22 protein-coding genes are annotated in these 17,592 nt (G+C 58.4%); 9 read left to right on the top strand and 13 right to left on the bottom strand.

Annotated elements, in window-relative coordinates; genetic code table 11:
• Window positions 1-2: 2 nt before the first annotated feature.
• The 6 genes from NDI86_RS19675 to NDI86_RS19650 form a co-directional block, all read right to left on the bottom strand.
• Window positions 3-1,736 carry a DUF8186 domain-containing protein gene (locus tag NDI86_RS19675; RefSeq protein ID WP_310902025.1) on the bottom strand — a complete coding sequence of 578 codons (1,734 nt, stop codon included), beginning with the start codon at window positions 1,734-1,736 and terminating at the stop codon, window positions 3-5.
• 28 nt (window positions 1,737-1,764) lie between these two features.
• A complete protein-coding gene (locus NDI86_RS19670) occupies window positions 1,765-2,184 on the bottom strand; it encodes a DUF7985 family protein (RefSeq protein ID WP_310902024.1) in 420 nt (139 codons plus the stop codon).
• A 6-nt stretch (window positions 2,185-2,190) separates the two neighbouring features.
• Complete coding sequence (locus tag NDI86_RS19665) at window positions 2,191-2,469, bottom strand: hypothetical protein (RefSeq protein WP_310902023.1); 279 nt, start codon at window positions 2,467-2,469, stop codon at window positions 2,191-2,193.
• A 212-nt stretch (window positions 2,470-2,681) separates the two neighbouring features.
• A complete protein-coding gene (gene xseB / locus NDI86_RS19660; protein WP_310902022.1) occupies window positions 2,682-2,864 on the bottom strand; it encodes an exodeoxyribonuclease VII small subunit in 183 nt (60 codons plus the stop codon).
• A gap of 2 nt (window positions 2,865-2,866) precedes the next feature.
• Window positions 2,867-3,919: an exodeoxyribonuclease VII large subunit gene (gene xseA / locus NDI86_RS19655; RefSeq protein WP_310902021.1), complete on the bottom strand. Its 1,053-nt coding sequence runs from the start codon at window positions 3,917-3,919 to the stop codon at window positions 2,867-2,869.
• A gap of 75 nt (window positions 3,920-3,994) precedes the next feature.
• Window positions 3,995-4,162: a DUF1931 domain-containing protein gene (locus NDI86_RS19650; RefSeq protein WP_211087823.1), complete on the bottom strand. Its 168-nt coding sequence runs from the start codon at window positions 4,160-4,162 to the stop codon at window positions 3,995-3,997.
• A gap of 136 nt (window positions 4,163-4,298) precedes the next feature.
• On the opposite strand from NDI86_RS19650, the gene NDI86_RS19645 reads away from it, so the two are divergent.
• Window positions 4,299-4,592: a PadR family transcriptional regulator gene (locus tag NDI86_RS19645; protein WP_092893800.1), complete on the top strand. Its 294-nt coding sequence runs from the start codon at window positions 4,299-4,301 to the stop codon at window positions 4,590-4,592.
• Window positions 4,593-4,710: 118 nt separating this feature from the next.
• On the opposite strand, the gene NDI86_RS19640 is transcribed toward NDI86_RS19645, so the two are convergent.
• Window positions 4,711-5,100 carry an SHOCT domain-containing protein gene (locus NDI86_RS19640; protein WP_211087822.1) on the bottom strand — a complete coding sequence of 130 codons (390 nt, stop codon included), beginning with the start codon at window positions 5,098-5,100 and terminating at the stop codon, window positions 4,711-4,713.
• Between the two features lie 30 nt (window positions 5,101-5,130).
• Window positions 5,131-5,697 (bottom strand): DoxX family protein, encoded by a 567-nt coding sequence (locus NDI86_RS19635; RefSeq protein WP_211087821.1) that lies wholly within the window; start codon window positions 5,695-5,697, stop codon window positions 5,131-5,133.
• Window positions 5,698-5,808: 111 nt separating this feature from the next.
• On the opposite strand from NDI86_RS19635, the gene NDI86_RS19630 reads away from it, so the two are divergent.
• Both NDI86_RS19630 and NDI86_RS19625 read left to right on the top strand, forming a co-directional pair.
• Window positions 5,809-6,159: an ArsR/SmtB family transcription factor gene (locus tag NDI86_RS19630; protein WP_310902020.1), complete on the top strand. Its 351-nt coding sequence runs from the start codon at window positions 5,809-5,811 to the stop codon at window positions 6,157-6,159.
• A 3-nt stretch (window positions 6,160-6,162) separates the two neighbouring features.
• Window positions 6,163-6,438: a DUF7521 family protein gene (locus tag NDI86_RS19625; RefSeq protein WP_211087819.1), complete on the top strand. Its 276-nt coding sequence runs from the start codon at window positions 6,163-6,165 to the stop codon at window positions 6,436-6,438.
• Window positions 6,439-6,493: 55 nt separating this feature from the next.
• Here the strand turns inward: NDI86_RS19625 and NDI86_RS19620 are convergent, their stop codons facing one another.
• A complete protein-coding gene (locus NDI86_RS19620; protein ID WP_119712797.1) occupies window positions 6,494-7,177 on the bottom strand; it encodes an NAD(P)-dependent oxidoreductase in 684 nt (227 codons plus the stop codon).
• Between the two features lie 336 nt (window positions 7,178-7,513).
• Between NDI86_RS19620 and NDI86_RS19615 the strand changes: the two genes are divergently transcribed.
• Window positions 7,514-7,789 (top strand): hypothetical protein, encoded by a 276-nt coding sequence (locus NDI86_RS19615; RefSeq protein WP_119712796.1) that lies wholly within the window; start codon window positions 7,514-7,516, stop codon window positions 7,787-7,789.
• Window positions 7,790-7,922: 133 nt separating this feature from the next.
• The gene (locus NDI86_RS19610) at window positions 7,923-8,855 is read left to right on the top strand and encodes an alpha/beta fold hydrolase (protein ID WP_119712795.1); all 933 of its coding nucleotides are present in this window, start codon (window positions 7,923-7,925) and stop codon (window positions 8,853-8,855) included.
• 4 nt (window positions 8,856-8,859) lie between these two features.
• On the opposite strand, the gene NDI86_RS19605 is transcribed toward NDI86_RS19610, so the two are convergent.
• Complete coding sequence (locus tag NDI86_RS19605) at window positions 8,860-9,180, bottom strand: YHS domain-containing protein (protein ID WP_119712794.1); 321 nt, start codon at window positions 9,178-9,180, stop codon at window positions 8,860-8,862.
• A gap of 463 nt (window positions 9,181-9,643) precedes the next feature.
• Here NDI86_RS19605 and NDI86_RS19600 point away from each other — a divergent pair, with 463 nt between their 5' ends.
• From NDI86_RS19600 to NDI86_RS19585, 4 genes are all read left to right on the top strand, one after another.
• On the top strand, window positions 9,644-11,068 hold the full coding sequence (locus NDI86_RS19600) for an ABC1 kinase family protein (protein WP_310902019.1): 1,425 nt from the start codon (window positions 9,644-9,646) through the stop codon (window positions 11,066-11,068).
• Window positions 11,069-11,140: 72 nt separating this feature from the next.
• The gene (budC, locus tag NDI86_RS19595) at window positions 11,141-11,869 is read left to right on the top strand and encodes a meso-2,3-butanediol dehydrogenase (RefSeq protein ID WP_119713009.1); all 729 of its coding nucleotides are present in this window, start codon (window positions 11,141-11,143) and stop codon (window positions 11,867-11,869) included.
• Between the two features lie 179 nt (window positions 11,870-12,048).
• Window positions 12,049-12,549: a CBS domain-containing protein gene (locus NDI86_RS19590; protein ID WP_058365806.1), complete on the top strand. Its 501-nt coding sequence runs from the start codon at window positions 12,049-12,051 to the stop codon at window positions 12,547-12,549.
• 59 nt (window positions 12,550-12,608) lie between these two features.
• A complete protein-coding gene (locus NDI86_RS19585) occupies window positions 12,609-13,244 on the top strand; it encodes an adenylate kinase (RefSeq protein WP_080508370.1) in 636 nt (211 codons plus the stop codon).
• 259 nt (window positions 13,245-13,503) lie between these two features.
• On the opposite strand, the gene NDI86_RS19580 is transcribed toward NDI86_RS19585, so the two are convergent.
• Genes NDI86_RS19580 through NDI86_RS19570 form a run of 3 tightly spaced genes read right to left on the bottom strand, consistent with a single transcriptional unit; the run spans window position 13,504 to window position 17,188 of the window.
• Window positions 13,504-14,604 (bottom strand): succinylglutamate desuccinylase/aspartoacylase family protein, encoded by a 1,101-nt coding sequence (locus tag NDI86_RS19580; protein ID WP_058365807.1) that lies wholly within the window; start codon window positions 14,602-14,604, stop codon window positions 13,504-13,506.
• Window positions 14,601-15,218: a methyltransferase family protein gene (locus NDI86_RS19575; protein ID WP_092893792.1), complete on the bottom strand. Its 618-nt coding sequence runs from the start codon at window positions 15,216-15,218 to the stop codon at window positions 14,601-14,603. The genes NDI86_RS19580 and NDI86_RS19575 overlap by 4 nt, the downstream gene beginning before the upstream one ends.
• Window positions 15,219-15,223: 5 nt before the next feature.
• Window positions 15,224-17,188, bottom strand: a complete 1,965-nt coding sequence (locus tag NDI86_RS19570; protein WP_310902188.1) for a copper-translocating P-type ATPase — start codon at window positions 17,186-17,188, stop codon at window positions 15,224-15,226.
• Window positions 17,189-17,592 lie beyond the last annotated feature (404 nt).

Raw genomic sequence — 17,592 nt, 5'->3', positions numbered from 1 at the left:
TGTCACGGGTTTTGTCCGAAGATGTCTTCTGGGCCGAGCATCCGCAGGAGGCGCTTGCCAGCGTAGAACATCACGAAGAACGGCAGGAGCTGCCAGCCGACTTCGAACACCAGCGCAAACCAGCCGTCGATCGTCCCTAGAGGATGCCAGCGGGCCGTCGCGGTATCACTCACGTACGCCGGGTCGTGACCGAGCCACGAGCCTGGATGGTACCGAGCCGTGTAGATGCCCGGTTCGTCGATGGTTACAATCGCCACACCGGAGGCGTTGGTCTCGACGCGCTGATCTGCGACCGTGATGTACCCGTTTCGGGTGGTGCCGCCGATTGGATACTGACGGCTATCGTCGAGCCCGATTGGTGCGCCGGTCTGATTATCCCGGAGTTCAACCCTGAGCGTGGCTTGCGACTGATTCTGCTGGATAACTTCGACAGTGAGATTACTGCGGCGGAGTTGTCGCTTGGAGCCGGCATCCGGCTCGGCGATTGACGCATTCACGCCCCGGACGATGCCCGCAACGTGCAGCGCCTCTCGATCGACGTTCTCAGCTCGAACGGCGACGCCGTACGTCGTCGTGTACGACTGGTTGACGATGTCGATATTGATGTTCTCACCGAGGGTGCCGACTGGCGACGGACGGTCAGTCCCCCAGGTCTCGATGAGTTCCGGTCCGTCTCGAACCGGCTCGGCACGCGGCCCGATCCGCGAGGGATAGGCGTGGACGTACACCGGAATCGCGTCTGACTCGACGGTGGCGCTATCCGTGCGATTCGACCGAACGAGCGTGTCCCAGTTGGTGTTCCGAGCGGTGTAGAACCGCCAGATGCCACGGACCCGTGCCTCACCGTCCTCCGTGAGCGTGTACCCCTGCCACGGCCGCGACTGGAAGATGGCCACGCCGGCATCGCCGTTCGGATACTCGGCGTAGTAGGGGTACGCCGAGAGGTCGTAGATCTCCACGGCGATCGAATCGGAGACGTTCCGTGTTTCCGTCCGATAGGTGATGTCGACGTCCGTTCGATCACCCAGGTCGGTCCTGACGGTTTTCTTCAGCCGGACGCTAATCTCCGCTTCCAGCGTGAGATTCGCACTCCAGTCGTCCTCGATCTGGTAGTCGAGGGCAGGCGTATGGGTCCCGTCACGCTCGGCGATGGTCTCGCCGTCCTTCTTCAACCGGACTTCTTCGATTTCGTGCTCCGTGAGCGACCACGAGATAGTCGTGTTGCCAGAGGAACTCCCGTTGGGCACACGAACGCGGTAATCAACGAACCCGCGCATTGTCCCATTCGGCGCGATGTAGAGTGGGGTTTCACCGGACTCGAGGTGTCCGCGAGTAGAGGGCTGGACGGCGAAGATCGTTGCGTGAGCATCTTCGATGAAGACGCCGTCCTCGAGGTCTGCGTGCGGCGGATGCACGGACGTATCCGGGCCGCCAGCGTCGAGGTCCTCAAAGTCGTTCCGCGTCCACGTCGCCGCAGTCTCCGGCGGTCGTTTGAACGTAATGTCCGTCCCGTTCGCGACTTGGTGGACAGCGGAGCGATTCTCGCCGTACCGCTGGCGGTACTCCTCTTGCGTGATGTAGTTGTCCGCATCACGTGACCACAGCGTTGCCGACTCGTTTTCCGTGAGCCCGTTCCCCTCCGTACCTGGTCGCGGCGGATCAGCGGCGACGATACCCGTGACTAGGCTCGTCGCGAGCAAGCCGGCCATGAGCACGGAGAGCTCTCGATGGTTCATAGGGCTCGCAACGGGGACTGCGGGGTGGTTACCAGGGGACGAGGTCGACGCACTGCGCCAGCGGGAGGCCCATCATCGACCCGGCGACGGTGTACAGCGGGCCGAGCACGACGAGGACGACCGCGGACTTCATCGCCGAGCGCTTGTGGCGCTTGAGGCCCTTCTTCTGCTCGGGATTGAGGGTGAACATCTCGATGAGGGAGTCAGCCTGCCAGACGATAGCGAGGCCGACGATTCCCAGCGCTGTGGTCAGCTGGAAGAATCCCTCAATCATGCCCGGGAGGTTGTCTGCGCTACATACAGCATTACTTTGGGCGGCGACCGGCTGGACAGCGAACAGGCTCAGGAGGACGACGGTGAGCGCTGCCTGCCGAGGGATCTTCCCGGTCAGCGGTGACTGGTTTTCGACGCTACGCTCAGGGTCGGAGGGAGTTTGGTCCTGTGACATAGCGGGTTAATCATCCGTGGCGTCTCCAGTCGGTGGCTGGTTCTGCTGCTCTTCGACGAGCGACTGGAGGTCGTCGAAGCGATTGGTGTCCTCTGCGATCTCTTCGAGCGTGTAGCCCTGCTCGCGGGCCCGTTCGAGGAGGTCGCGGAGTTCATCGGGGTCGACACCCCGGACTTCCATTTCCTCGCGGAGGGCGCGGCGATAGAGGGCGGAGGCGTTGATGTGGTCGTTCCACATCAGGTACAGGTCATCGATGTCTTCGATGGTGACTGACCTCGTAATCATACATGCGGGTATGGGTATGGGTATGCACCGGTTGAGTCACGGTACATATTGGCGCGGTAGTTGGATAATACCTAAATGCTTTCTGGCTATCAACTGCTGTAAATTTGTCGAGTAAATTATAACCAAATCACTTGTTGACCTCGTAGGAAAAACTTAACCAACGAAGGCGCAGGAGGAAGAAGTCTGTTGGTTAAGAGTGAGAATCAGCTCACTTACTCGAGCTCCACAACTTCGCCGCTTCCCCCGTCGAGGACCTCTCGAACCTCGGTCAGGAGTTCCTGACCCTCCTCGTGAAGTGCTGTACCTTCGTCGAGGTCGCACTCATCTGCGTCGAGCTGCTCAATGATCTCCTCGACGCGACTCAGTCGATCGTGGATTTCGGAGTCGTTTGCCACGGTTAGATCACCCCCAGCCAAAGTCCGGTGATGACCAGCAACAGCAACAGCAGCACTACGATGGCGACCTTGTAGTAAATCGGTGAGAGACCCTCGGGTGCGGTCGCTTCATCGACTGCTTCGGCGAGTTCCTGTTGGTGTTCGTGCTCCTGCTGGAAGGTCTCGTACGCGGCGTCGAGCTGTTGCTCCAGCGGCTCGATCTCACTCGCAAGGAACTCTTGACGGGAGTTCACGATATACTCGCCGGCGGCGGTCGGCGTGATCGTCGCGACGTCCGCCACCTGATCCGCGATGAGTCGGTCATCGGTGTGTCCAATCGCGGTGACCACCGGGGTATTGGCGGTGAAGATCGCCTCCGCAACCCGCTCGGTGTTGAAGGCCTGGAGGTTCGAATCGCTCCCACCGCCCCGACCGACGATGATGGCGTCGACGTCCTCCGAGCGGTCGAGATGGTGAATGCCGTTCGCGAGTGACGTCGGCGCGTTCGACCCCTGGACGGTTGCGTCCTTCACCAGGATATCGACGGTGGGGTCCTGTCCGTGGATCGCGTTCTGGATGTCGTACCGGGCGTCTCCTCGAAGGGACGTGACGACGCCGACCCGCTCCGGGAACGCCGGCGGTTGCTGTTTCTGCTCGTCGTCGAACCAGCCACGCTCTTCGAGTTCGCTTCGCAGTCGCTCGACGGCAGCCGCCTGGTCGCCGTCGCCGACGACGATCACCTCCCACGGTTTGAGGTCGATCTTCCCGCCCTCAGTCCAGTAGTCGATATCGCCTTCGAGGATGACCTCGGTGCCGTCCTCGAGGTCGGCGTCCATCTTCCGATAGCGGTTCGCCCAGATCATACAGGGGAGCTCGGCGTCGCCGTCGGTGAGCGTGAAGTAGAGCGCCGTACTGTTCTTGTGGAGGTCAGTGACCTCTCCGATACAGCGGACGCCGTTGAGGGCAGGCGTGTCCTGGACGACCGACGCGATCCGGTCGTTCAGCTGGGACACGCTAAGGACTTCTCTCGCATCGGGTTCGACCGCCTGCCGTTCGGTATCCGGTGCGTCCGCCATCTCCGTTTCCTAACTTCTGAACAGGAACCTCAAAAAGCTACGTTCGAGTGCCGGGTTTGGCTGCGTTACGCAGGCCTACAGGTCGCGGGGCTGGACCGTTTTCCGGTCGTTGGCCTCAGCACGCTCTGCGGCGTCGTCGAGCAGTTCGGCGACCTCTTCGTTGAGGGAATCGTAGAAATCTGCCGAGACGTTGTGGTCCGAGAGTGCGTCCTTCACGGCTGCTTTGACGATTAGGTCAGACATTCCATCGCGGACTTCTCTTGTCCACTATATAAAGGTTCGAAGTTCTCACGCAGGGTTCTCGCCTCGTCGTATCGAATATTGGCCTTCGAGCACCAGAGAGAACATATGCCACCCCTCAAAGATAGGGAACGGACGGATGCACGATCTAACCGGGTTCCAGCGGGATATCTTGTACGTGATCGCCGGGCTTGAGGAACCACACGGGCTCGCAGTAAAGGCCGAACTCGACGACTACTACGAACAGGAGATCAACCACGGCCGGCTCTATCCGAATCTGGACACGCTCGTCGAGAAAGGCCTCGTCGAGAAAGGTGAGAAGGACCGCCGGACGAACGTCTATACGCTCACGCGCCGCGGCCGCCGTGAAATCGAAGCTCGCCGTGAGTGGGAGCATCAGTACATCGAGATTGGAGAGTCTGCGCCTGCGTAGGTTCTCTCGTACAGATCAGCTACTCCAATGTCCATGAATTATCTGAAAATCCGCGATGGGTGTGATTTCCATCTCGGAGGATGTCGGTAGTAGCTCTCCTCTTCGGTAGCGACGTATGTTAGCGATTCGCCGCGAGGCGGCCACGGCGGCGTTCGAATTCTTCGTCGTCGATCTCACCGCGGGCGTACTGCTCACGGAGAGTCACGAGGGCTCTATCCTCGGCGGGTCCGTCAGCCTGAGATTGGGTAGCCAGCCAATAGACGAGATAGATGGGTAGACCAATGATGAGGGCCATCCAGAGGATGCCGAACAGCATCATGCCCCATCCCCATAGCCCCCAGCCGGTCATGTGGCCGTCGTCCCACATTCCGTAGTGCCAGTCCCACATCACCGCGTCCGGGACGGCTGCGTGCGTCAGGGCCATACCCCCGATAACCGCGACCGTCAGCGCACCGACGACGATCAGTCCGAGGGAACGAGTACCGCGTGGTTGAATTGAGTTTGTCATGTATATTTCTCCTGAAATGGTTCGGCGTGGTTAGCCGAGGATGTACTCGAGGACGGGGTAGCGCTCGACGAGCGCCTCGCCGCCGACCTCGTACTGTTCGATGTACTTGTCGAGCCCGAGGATGCGGCCCGCACCGAACGCCGCAACCGCGAGGAACACGAGCATGTACGCGAAGTCGCCATTGATGACGCCGTGGGCGATGTCCCAGTTCCCGAAGTAGAACATGACCATCATGAGCGCGCCGAAGAACGCCGCGAGGCGGACGACAGCGCCGACGAGCAGTCCGAGACCGATGAACAGCTCGCCCCACGGGACAGCTACGTTCGCGAACTCGACGAACCACGGGGTCGAACCCATCCACGCGAACATTCCCGCGAGGGGGTTGCCGTTGGTCGCCGCGACGTTCGCCAGGTAGCCACCCGCCGAGAACGGCTCGGCAGCCACGATCTTCGTGAATCCCGAGTACGCGAACGCGTAGCCCATCATGAGACGTAGCGCGAGCACGAACCACGCGCTCAGGCTGTGGACACGTCCACCGACGGTCAGTCCGCCGACCTTGCTCTCAAGTTGGTTGACGCCAGAGTTGATCGTAGACATTGTTACTTCACCGAGTGAGTGTACGCAGGGAGAGACGATATACCGGTAAGCCAGTGTTCTGAGTCAGAAAACCGGGCGGCTATTTTACCCCACTAGGACGAGTATGCGAGTGTGACTGAGGAGTTGAGCCCACCAGCCGTCTTTGCCACACTCGACGACGAGTACGCTCGTGATATTCTCGTGGCGACGAAGACGGACCGACTCTCTGCAAAAGAACTCAGCGAGGAATGCGATATGTCACGCCCAACCGTCTCCCGTCGCGTCAACACACTCGTCGAGCAAGGACTTCTCGAAGAGTACACGCACGTCGATCCCGCTGGTCGGCACTATCGGGAGTATGAGGCACGTCTCGAACGTATCGAAGTCCTCCTCCAAGACGAGGGGTTTGACATCCATATCGATGTCCGGCCGGATCCCGCGGACCGGATTACATCCATCTTCGAAAACATGCGAGGAGACTGATTCATGGAACACACATTATTCGTCATCGCCAAGCTGTTCATGACCGCGTTGGCTCTGGTCATCGCGTACCAAGCCTATCGCGGCTACCAACGCCACGGAACACAGCTGATGCTCTACGTCGCCCTTGGGTTCGCACTAATTGGCCTCGGCGGGCTCCTCGAAGGAGTGCTATTCGAACTGCTCCAGGTATCAATCTTCCAGGCAGGTCTCGTGGCTGCACTAGTCGCGGCAGCGGGAATGCTTTCAATCTTGTACGCGCTCTATGCGCCGAACCCCTGAATTCCCGATTCAGCAAAGTATCTTGGAATCGTGAATTAGTGAGACGGTTATTCACTCATCCTCGTAGACGTTGCGCGACAGCCGTGACTTGGTCCCAGAGGAATTCGGCGTCAACGCTCTGGTTCGTCGTTACGACTGGCACGTCACGGAGATAGGAGTCCGTCTGAAGGATCTCAAGGAGGAAGTCCGCAACGTCAGCGCGTGAAATCGGACCAGCCGTGGCGTCAATGTCGACGCCGTGTTCGTACTCCCCGGTTTTGGGTCCATCTGTAAGACCGCCGGGGCGGACGATCGTCCAGTCGAGACCGCTCCCAGCGACGAGTTCCTCCTGTCTGGCTTTGTCGGCCATCAGGTCATAGAGCACCGTCACGTTCGCAAGGCGGACGTACCACGGAACCTGCTGGACGCTCGATCCTAACCCCATCGATGTCAGGACGACCAGGCGTTCGATCCCCCGTTCCTGCATTGCATCGATAATGTTCGCGGTCCCGCGAGAGACCACGTCGGAGGGATTGTCCGACGTTCGACCGAGAAGACAGATGACCGCATCTGATCCGTTTACGGTGGCTTCGACCGCGTCCGGATCGAGTACATCCCCCTCTACGGCGGTGACTGCCTGGTTCGGTGGGAGTTTTGCAGGGCTTCGAGTGAGCGCGCGAATCGAGTGATTCACTTCGGTCGCTTGTGCCGTCAGTTCACGTCCGGTCCCGCCTGTCGCACCGAAGAGTGCCAGTTCCATATGGTCACCTACGTTTTCATGTTGGTTGTCGTTCCCCTCGTTTCAGTCGATTACGCTTACAATTCTAAAGGACGACCGAGCGTTCGCTCTGGACGCTCGATTACCAGAGAACTCCGAAATTTGATTCGACAGGTTGGGGTCATCGTCACTACAGCCACGGATCGGTTTCACATTCTAACGAGAGGTGTTCTGTCATGCCAGTATCGAAACCACAATCGTAGTGAAATAGGCGACCGTAGCCGGTGCTACAAGTATGACAGACATGCTGGGTTTGTTCGCTGATGAAACCGCCCCTGAAGAGCGACCAGCTCATGACTCGATAGGAGAGGCGGAACCATGAGCGAGGAAATCTCCGCCAACCGGGCAGGACTCATATTCGGTGCCATCTTCGCAGCGTCGCACGCTGCATGGATCGGATTCGTCGTCTCGGGCGTCTCTGAAACAGCGGTCGCCACTGTCGCCCGGACCAACTTCGTTGAGTACGAGGACACGGTCGATTTCGACCTCTCTCTGGCTGGTGCCGGCCTCATGATCGCGTTAGTTGCAGGATATCTCATGGGCGGGTTGTTCGCCCTGCTCTGGAATCGGCATGAGATCCACGATGACGGGTAACCCGGTCATCCAGACAATCGCCCTCAACCGATAACTGTCAAGGATGGTTAGTGTCCACCGAGACGATCCTCGGAGCAGGCTCTCAGATGGACCGTCTATTCGACACCACCGCAGGGGGTATCTCTAACTCAGTATGGCGTCACCATCTTTTCCACCGGGATACGTCCGGTTCGACGACGTTTCCGAAACGCTTCCTGAACCGACACCCGTTCCGGTGTCGGAATCAGTTGAACTGGAGACGCTTCACCTCCCCGGGCCGGACCCGGCGATCGTGTTCGTCCACGGTGGTCTCGGGTCGCTTTGGAACCCGTATCCACAACTAGACGCGTTCGAGGGGCCCCACGAGTTGGTCACGTATGCGCTCGCCGGCAACGGAAACTCGACCATGCGGCAGGAGCAGTCCCTCTCCGGGCATGTAGCTGACCTCCTGAATCTCCTTGATGAACTCGGTATCACGAATCCGATCATCCACGGCCACAGTTACGGTACCGCCCTCGCTATCGAGTACGCGAAGCGCCATCCCACAGCCGGGCTCGTGTTACACGCAGGGGGCGATCATGATCTCACCCCCGCGGGGGAGAAACCGCTTTTGCGACTATTTCTGGCACTCCGACTCTATAAGATACCCGCGAACGACGCGCTCATCCGGCAGTTAGCCTACAGCGTCGGCTTCCACGAGGAGACGCCATCGGTCGTGGTTGAGGACTTCCTGCAATCGAACCCGCTTCCCCACCGTCGCTCAGCGTGGACGACTGTCACCGAGGCCTTCTGGGGGTACGACGGTCGCCCCGATATTGAGCGAGTCGATGCCCCAACGCTCGTCATCCACGGACCAGCCGACGGTATTGTTCCCATCGAGGTGGCACGCGGAACCGCGAGGCGGATTCCCGAGAGCGTTTTCTGCAGGCTACAGCGTACCGGTCACGTCGCTATGATAGAGCGCCCGAATGCGTATAACAGTCTGCTTGAAGCACTCATCAAGACGGTTCGAGAGGACCGGGATTTGGAAATGACGGTTCGAGAATCGGTCGACGAAAACGGTAGCGAAGTATCCGAAGTTCGCTAAGGAATCAGGATCGTTCTGCAGCTTTATTCGCCCGTTCGAGATCGAACTGAAGGTCGGTGTCGTCCTCGAGACCGACGCTCAGCAATTCCGGGTCGGCGACCGTCAGGTTGAACTCACCGACGGCGCGGCCGTAGTGCAAGCGCGGTACCATTACGCCACTCGCATCACAGAGGTGGGGTCGTGGCTCGTCGACGAATCGCTTCGGGTGCTCTTCGAAGAAATCACGACAGTCGGACGAACAGAAGTAGAACGTCGTCCCCTCGAAATCGGCGGTGATTTCGCTTGAGTCGCTGGCTTCCATACCGCAGACCGGCTCAACTGGCATACTGGCAGTACGCCTCGCCCTTCCATAAACGTCAGTCGGCCATTTGCTACTGTGCGTAGGCTCCCTACTCGGTGTATACTGCGGGCTGTTTCTCGAAGCGCTGTCGACATTCTTCGCTACAGAGATAGTACGTCACCTGGTCGTGCCGGACTGAAGCTACCGCTTCGTCAACTCTGAGTTGCATACCGCAGACGGGATCCCTCGGCATTCTGTTCACAGATCCGTCTCCAAGCCGATTGGGTATTTCGAAGTAGGTCGACGGGCACGTATTAAGGGCCGTCGGAAGAACTCTATGACAACGCCCATGGTTCGATTTCTTCTCCGTCTAATTCGTATTCTTGGGACGTTCACCCCGTTCATCCTACGCTTTCTCCGTGATCGGCATCGGTTTCTGATCGTCGGTGGGTCACGCACTGTGCCACGGGACCAGCACGAGCAGCGTGCCCGCCGTCTACGGGAGGCGATGCTCAACCTTGGGCCGACGTTCGTAAAGATCGGCCAAGTTCTCTCGACGCGCCCAGATCTCGTTCCGCAAGTGTACGCGGAGGAGTTCGCAGTGCTCCAAGATGCGATCCCGGCGGGTCCGTATCGCGAGATGATTCCGGCTCTCGCCGAAGACGTCGGGTATCACTCGTACGACGACTTCGATCCCGAACCCATCGCCGGCGGATCGCTAGCACAGGTCTATCGGGCGACCTATCAGGGAAAACAGGTGGTCGTGAAAGTAAGACGCCCCGGAATCAAGGACCTCATCGAGACCGATCTGCGCATTATTCGTCGCCTCGTTCCCCTTGCATTGTTTCTCGCACCTGATCGGTTCAGTTTCTCACTCCGGAACATGGCGGACGACTTTGAGCGCATCATTCTGGAGGAACTGGACTTCGAGCGAGAGGCCCAGATGATGGAGGAGATTCGGGAAAATTTCGCTGCCGACGAGAATGAGACCGTTACGATCCCACGCGTGTTTCGTGACGTCTGCTCCGAACGTGTCCTCACCATGGAGTACGCCGAGGGAACGAAGGTTACTGACCTCGAGGAACTCGAAGCGAAGGGCTACGATCCGGAGAACGTCGCCCGACGAGTGGCGAATGCCTACTTCACGATGGGACTCGATCACGGTGTGTACCACGGCGATCCCCATCCTGGAAATCTCGCTGTCGACGATGATGGCCGCATCGTCTTCTACGACTTCGGGATGAGCGGTCGGTTCACGCCGGCGATGCAAGCGAGCGTGATCAACCTCTATCTGGCCGCTGTCAACCGGGATGTCGAATCCCTCATCGACGAACTTGTCGCCCTTGGTGCACTCGATCCCGACGCCGACAGGGCCGCCGTCGGCCACGTTCTCGAGTTAGTTATCGATGACCTCGAAGGGAGTGGTGATGTGAACTGGCAGCAGATAATCGACGTGGTCGTCGGAATGCTCCGAGAGTTTCCGTTTCGTATCCCGCCAGACGTGATGTTAGTCATTCGGGTGGGATCGATCGGTGAAGGTGTTCTTAGACAGCTCGATCCCGAGTTCAATATCCTCGCAGCTGCGCAGGCGTTCCTCCGTGAACACGGCTTCCTCCAGCGAGCAGCCCGGATGAAACTCGCCGAAGCTCAGTCCGACATCGAAACCTCCCTCTGGGCCCTCCTCCGGCTACCCACGAAATTGGATCGTGAACTGGACGCACGAGAACAGGAACGCACAGTGATACCTCAGGAGATCGCACAGAGCCAACGACGGCAGACTCGTTCGATCGGGTACGCCATCCTCGCAGGAGGAACATTTGTAGCGAGTGGTCTCGCATTATCCGTAAGTCAGATCTCTGCTACTGTTGGGATCGTCGTCGCACTCGGCTTCACCATTTTATTCATTCATTCATCAAGGCAACAGCGTCGATAACTGGTATCTCGAATACGGAGTACCCCCACGACGCCTCAAACTATTTTGTGGCGTCTATGCGAAGTACCTGATATGCTCAAAGATAAAGTTGCGATCATCACTGGTGGTGCAACCGGGATCGGCAAAGCAATTGCTTCGAAGTACATTGATTACGGAGCCGAAGTCGTTATCGCAGGTCGCACGGAAGAAACCGGCCGAGAGACTGCCGAAGAACTCGGCTGTGAATTCCACCAATGTGACGTCACGGAGTATGAGCAGGTAGAGACCCTCGTCAACAGTACGGTTGACGAATACGGACAGCTTGACGCAATCGTAAACAACGCTGGAATTGGCCAAGTAGGGTCCATCGAAGAAATGTCGCTCGAAGAGTGGGATACGGTCATTCAAATTAATCTCACAGGGGTTATGTACGGCTCGCGAGCGGCGATCCCGTATCTCAAAGACAGTGAGGGGTGCATCATTAATGTCGCGTCGATTTATGGCCTCGTTGGTGGTCCTGGATCACCTGCCTATTCGGCAGCAAAAGGTGGTGTCGTGAATTTCACACGAGAGCTCGCCATCGACTACGCCACAGAAGGGATACGTGTCAATAGTATCTGCCCTGGATTCGTTGAAACGCCGATGACAGACGACTACCTCGACCAGGAACAGTTCTACGAGTTCGTCCGAGACGAGACACCCATGCAGCGAGTGGCCGAACCCGAGGAGATCGGCGGCATTGCGATGTTTCTCGCCTCTGATGAGGCGACGTACATCACAGGCACAAACATTCCTGTCGACGGAGGCTGGACTGCCCACTAGTAACTACGGTCGCACATTCACCACACTTGGTTCCAACATTACGCGGGAGACCAGTCGGATAGTAGCAGCGCAAAACGTGCTACTATCTACCGAAGGCAAGCACCGTAACTCCCTGAGATGCTTCTATGAAGTGAGGAACTGCCGCCATATTATTTAGTCTCTCTAACCAATCCCCCAGTATGGAACAGAATCGATCCGATCTCACACTACGTGTTGGGAGTATCGCCGACGAGTCAGTTGGTCGCGTTATTCCGGATACGTCGGTAGCAGAGGTCGCCCAAACGATGGTCGCGCAAACCAAATGTGCCCGCTACGTCGTTGTGGAAGAAAACGACCAGCTCGTGGGCATCATTACAGATCGAGATTTGATTGGCGCGCTCCTCACGCCAGATAGTGAGTTCAACGTTCTCGCAACGGATCAGAGCGAATCCAACATAACCGCCGGAGATGTGATGACCTCCGACCCCCTCACCGTAACGCCTGAGGCGGAGGTACCGAGGGTACTGCGACAAATGAACGAGGCGGCTGCCCGCCATGTTCCCGTTGTCGAAGATGGCTCAGTTGTGGGGATCGTCACCCTTGACGATCTCATCACTCACCTCGCGGGAGAAGCTGCCCATGTCTCCGCACAGATGGACAATCTCTCCGGGATCATCCGGTCAGAGTCCCAGAGAAAGTAACCTCCGCATCTGAGACTCTCGATACGTGTCTTTTTCGTGACTGACATCAAAAGAGAGACATGGCCGAACCACGGATTCTAATCCTCGGTGGACCAGGCGCAGGAAAGGGGACGCAGAGTAGAAAGGCTTCTGAGGAGTTTAATGTAAAGCATATCACTACCGGGGAGCTCCTTCGGGCAAATAAGGACAGGGATATTTCAGAATTTGAATCAGAGTATGATGTCCCGCGCACATATATGGATCAAGGTGAGCTTGTTCCGGACGAGGTTGTCACTCTGCTCGTTAAAGAGGCTCTATCGCAAGTCAATGGCTTTGTTCTGGATGGGTATCCCCGCAACGTAGAACAGGCTGAGGAACTCAATAATATGACCGACGTTGACGTTATTCTATATCTTGACGTAGACGAGGAGGAACTTGTTCAACGACTCACGGGTCGCCGTATAGACCCAAAAACAGGGGACACTTATCATATAAAATATAGTCCGCCTGAAGATCCTGAAGTTGAAAGACGACTTGAGCAGCGGGATGACGATACCGAGGAGACAGTCCGTGAACGTCTACGTGTATTTCGTGAGACCACTGAACCAGTTATTGAATACTACGAAGAACGAGGTCAACTGGAACGTGTCGACGGAAAACAGTCTCCTGATGAAGTCTGGGTTGACGTAAGGAAAGCGGTTGAAAACGCGCAATAGGTCGCGAAAAAGTTGGGGTGAGCGTTACTATACCGGGCATCACCTAGCAGATCTGCACAGTTTACACACTGGTACCCGGCGAGTCTGTAGTTGAGAGGGCACGATCTTGCTGAGGTGATCTCGACGATGTTCGATAAAAGCCGACCATCATACCGTACGAATTAGAACTTGGAACGGTTATTGGCCGAAGAACGATCCAGTAGGCAATTATGGGGGGCTCTTCGAACCGATGAAGAGCCTGTCAGCAGACGCTGGCCCGTCAAGAGAGCGGATCTCGTCCTTCATACTCACCGCTCTCACCATATTCCGGCCGCTGGAAACCACCCTCACGGTAGACATCGAACTCACCCCGCTCGATGTCGTCCCGGATGATGTCTGCGGTCGTTTCGTCGACGCTCACGAAGTGACACAGCGGATGCCCCGGGTACGCGACTGCGTTCTCGAGGACACCGACGACGAGGCCAGTTGACGGTGCACGAACGACTTCGACCTCATCTTTGAAGTGATCGGAGATAGTGAACAGCTGCTCCCCGTCCTCGACGAGCGGCTGTGGGCCCCACTTCATATCGACGAGTCCGCCGGTGGCAGCACGAAGCCACGTCTTCTCACCGTCGCGTGCGACCACACGCGTCCACCCAGGCCAAGAGACCGGCCGGTCTGGCAGAACCTCATGTTCAGCGAGGACACTCGCCACGCAGTGAAGGGCGCGTTCGAGATGCGTCGATTGGAACCGGTGGGCGCGCCCCATCTCCACAGTTACGGTCGGAACCCCCGTCTTCGATGCTGCCTTTCGGAGCGTCCCGTTTGAGCCTTCACCGTCGAGAATCACGCTCGTTCCGAATGCACGGGCGATGCGTTCGACGTCAGAGTCGCGCATATCTGCCCGAACGTGATACATCGTCGTCCTGTTGCGCGTCGAGGTGTGGAAATCCAGCCCTAGGTCGCACTTCGAGACGAATTCCTCGAAGATAGTATGGGCGAGACGTTTCGCCATCGTTCCCTGTGGATTCCCGGGGAACGACCGGTTGAGGTCCTCGTCATAGATCGGGATGTAGCGCTGTTGGGCCATGAATCCCGGGACGTTCAGTACGTGGAGGCAGACGAGTGCCCCGTGGATGTCCGGGGGACCGTAGGTTTCTGCGACCTCTTGGACGATCTTGATGCCGTTCAGTTCGTCGCCGTGCACGGCAGCACTGAGGAACATCGCCGGGCCATCATTCTCTCCGTTGACGACCGTGACCGGAATGTCGATCGGGTCGCCGTGGAAACTTGTTCCCACCGAATAGCGGAACTGGCGCTTCTCTCCGGGTGAGATGGTTCGGCCGCCGACCTCAATCGGTTGTGTCGCGGATCCAGTCATTGAGAATCACTCTCGGACTGCTCTGAATGTGTCTGCGCTGCACGTCTACTGGGTTTACCAAGGAATCGTGGAACCGCCTCGCAGTATGACTCGTATTCGCCCCCGTACTGCTCGCGGAGCCACGGCTCTTCGGCGAGTGGTGCGAGCAGGAACCACACGATTCCACCGATAGCGAGAATGACCGTTTGAATCGAACCTGCGAGGAGGCCTCCGCTGGCGAGCATGGTGATGAACCCCACGTACTGTGGATTGCGAGAGAAGCGATACGGTCCCTCAGTTTGAAGGTGGCCTTCGAGACCACTGCTCTCCCAGAATCCGAGTGTCCACATCGCCCAGATAGACAGCGCTGTGCCTGCTACGAAAACAAGCACACTGACGAGTTGCACCACCACCGGTGGTTCGTACCAGTGCCACCAGTCGAGGTATGCAATGCCGACCAGACCCACGACGTATAGCGTCCAGGCTGTCCAGCTGACCCAGAACGTCCAGTTCCGCGTCCCGTGCGGCCAGAACCGGAATGTCGGACTGACGATGGTGGCAAGGAGGCCACCCAGTAGGAGTCCCCCGGATAGGAGACTGACGCTGAACAATGTCTGTGTCGCCTGGAGTGCCATAGGGATCACGCACCAATGTCGGGCACGGAAATATCGGCGCTGCGGAGACGACGGGCGTTGATAGCGACGATGATTGTCGAGAGAGACATGAACACCGCGCCGATCGCCGGCGACAGCAGGATACCGATAGGCGCGAGGACTCCGGCAGCGAGTGGGAGCGCGAAGACGTTGTAGCCGGTCGCCCAGACCAGATTCTCCTGCATCTTCCGGTAGCTCGCCTTCGAGAGCTTGATGAGACGGACGACATCCAGGGGATTGTTGTCGACGAGGATGATATCGCCCGACTCGATGGCGACGTCGGTCCCTGAACCGATGGCAATACCGACATCTGCTCGCGTGAGCGCCGGCGCGTCGTTGACGCCGTCGCCGACCATCGCGACCAGTTTCCCCTCGGACTGGAGCGCTTCGACTTTCGTGTCCTTTTCGTCGGGGAGTACCTCCGCGAAGTACTGGTCGATGCCGAGTTCCTCCGAGACAGCCCGTGCGACGTCCTCCGAGTCACCGGTCAGCATCGCCACCTCGATATCCATCGCGTGTAGCGCCTCGATGGCCTGCCGGCTTTCTTCCCGAATAACGTCCGCCAGCGCGAATGCTGCGACAACTTCGGATTCGTCGTGAACCAGGTAGATAACCGTCTCTGCGTTCGAGCCAGCTTCCTCCGCGAAGGCAGCGATTTCGTTGGACCGCTCGATACCGAATTTCTCAATCAGGTTCGGTCCACCGATATGAACCGTCTCGCCGTCCACAGTGGCTCTGACGCCGAGACCGCGGAAATTCTCAAAGTTCGAAACCTTCGCTCGCTGGATATCCCGTTCCTCGGCGGCGTCTCGGATGGCGCGAGCGATCATATGCTCGGAGTCACCCTCGACACCAGCGGCGACTTCGAATGCTCGCTCTTCAGTCCAGTCGCCTGCCGTCTCAACACCGACGACGCCCTGTTCGCCCTTCGTGAGGGTCCCGGTCTTGTCAAACATCACCGTGTCCAGATTTCGAGATTCCTCCATGGCGATGCGGTCGCGGATGAGCATCCCGTTTTGGGCAGCCGTGGAAGTGTTGATCGCGACCACGAGCGGGACGGCAAGTCCAAGTGCGTGGGGACACGCGATGACCAGGACCGTCACGACGCGCTCGAGGACGGTGATGTTGTACCCGACCGCGACGACCCACGCGACGGCAGTAATCGCCGCGACGCCGAGTGCAATATAGAACAGCCAGCCAGCTGCCTTGTCGGCGAGCAACTGGGTTCGAGATTTGGACTGCTGGGCCTCGTCGACCAGTCGCATGATGCCCGCCAGCGTCGTCTCGTCGCCGGTCTTCGTGATTTTGACGCGGAGACTCCCGTCCTGGTTGACCGTCCCGGCGACCACCTCTGATCCGGGCTCCTTCCCAACTGGTCTGGATTCGCCGGTAATCATCGACTCGTCAACGGACGACTCGCCCTCGACGACTTCGCCGTCGGCAGGCACGCTCGCGCCCGGGCGAACGAGCACGACATCGTCCTCGCCGAGTTCGGAGACGGGCACTTCCTCGGTATCTCCACTCTCTGTGATGCGCTCGGCAGTGTCGGGCATGAGTTTCGCCAATTCGTCGAGCGCCCCTGAGGCTGCTCGGACCGACCGCATCTCCACCCAGTGGCCCAGCAGCATGATGTCGATCAGCGTGACGAGTTCCCAGAAAAACGGTGTCGTCCCTTCGAGAAACAGACTCGCAACCGAGTAGACGAACGCGACCGAGATCGCCAGCGAGATGAGCATCATCATGCCCGGCTCGCGGTTTTTCAGTTCCGTCCGGGCCATCGAGAGGAAGGGCACACCACCGTATGCGAAGATCACGACCGCAAGTGCCGGCGTTATCCACGCACTCCCGGGGAACGTAGGGGCCGTATAGCCGAAGACGTCCTGAATGAATTCGCTAAAGATGAGGACTGGCACCGAGAGCGCGAGCGACACCCAGAATCGTCGCCTGAACATTGCCTCGTGGCCTGAGTGATCCGTGTGATCGCTGTGGTCCCCGTTTCCACCCCTGTGTCCCTTCTCGTGGGCGTTACCACCATGGTCGTGCTCGTCGTGTACGTGCTCTGCTTCTGTAGAGTGAGCGTGCTCGGCCGCAGCGGGGCGGTGCGCGTGTTCGGCATCGTGCTCGTGTTGCGCGTGTTCGTCCGGGGGTTCTGATTCCGTGGGGGCCTCATCCGCCGTAGGTTGTGCTTCGTGCTCAGGAGAGTGGGAATGCTGCTCTGATGACGCGTGGGCTGATGCTCGTGGTTCCGACTCTGCTTTTAATCGGCAAATTCGACAACAGTAGACGGGTCCTTCGGATTGATGTGAGGTGTGGCCCTCTTTAGAGGGATTTTCGGAGGTCTCGTGGTCTGGATTGT

The organism is Haloarcula onubensis, assembly GCF_031624605.1.
Taxonomy (GTDB): Archaea; Halobacteriota; Halobacteria; order Halobacteriales; family Haloarculaceae; genus Haloarcula; species Haloarcula onubensis.
The sequence above is the reverse complement of the archived record's forward strand: the minus strand, read 5'-3'. Positions and strand labels throughout refer to the sequence as shown.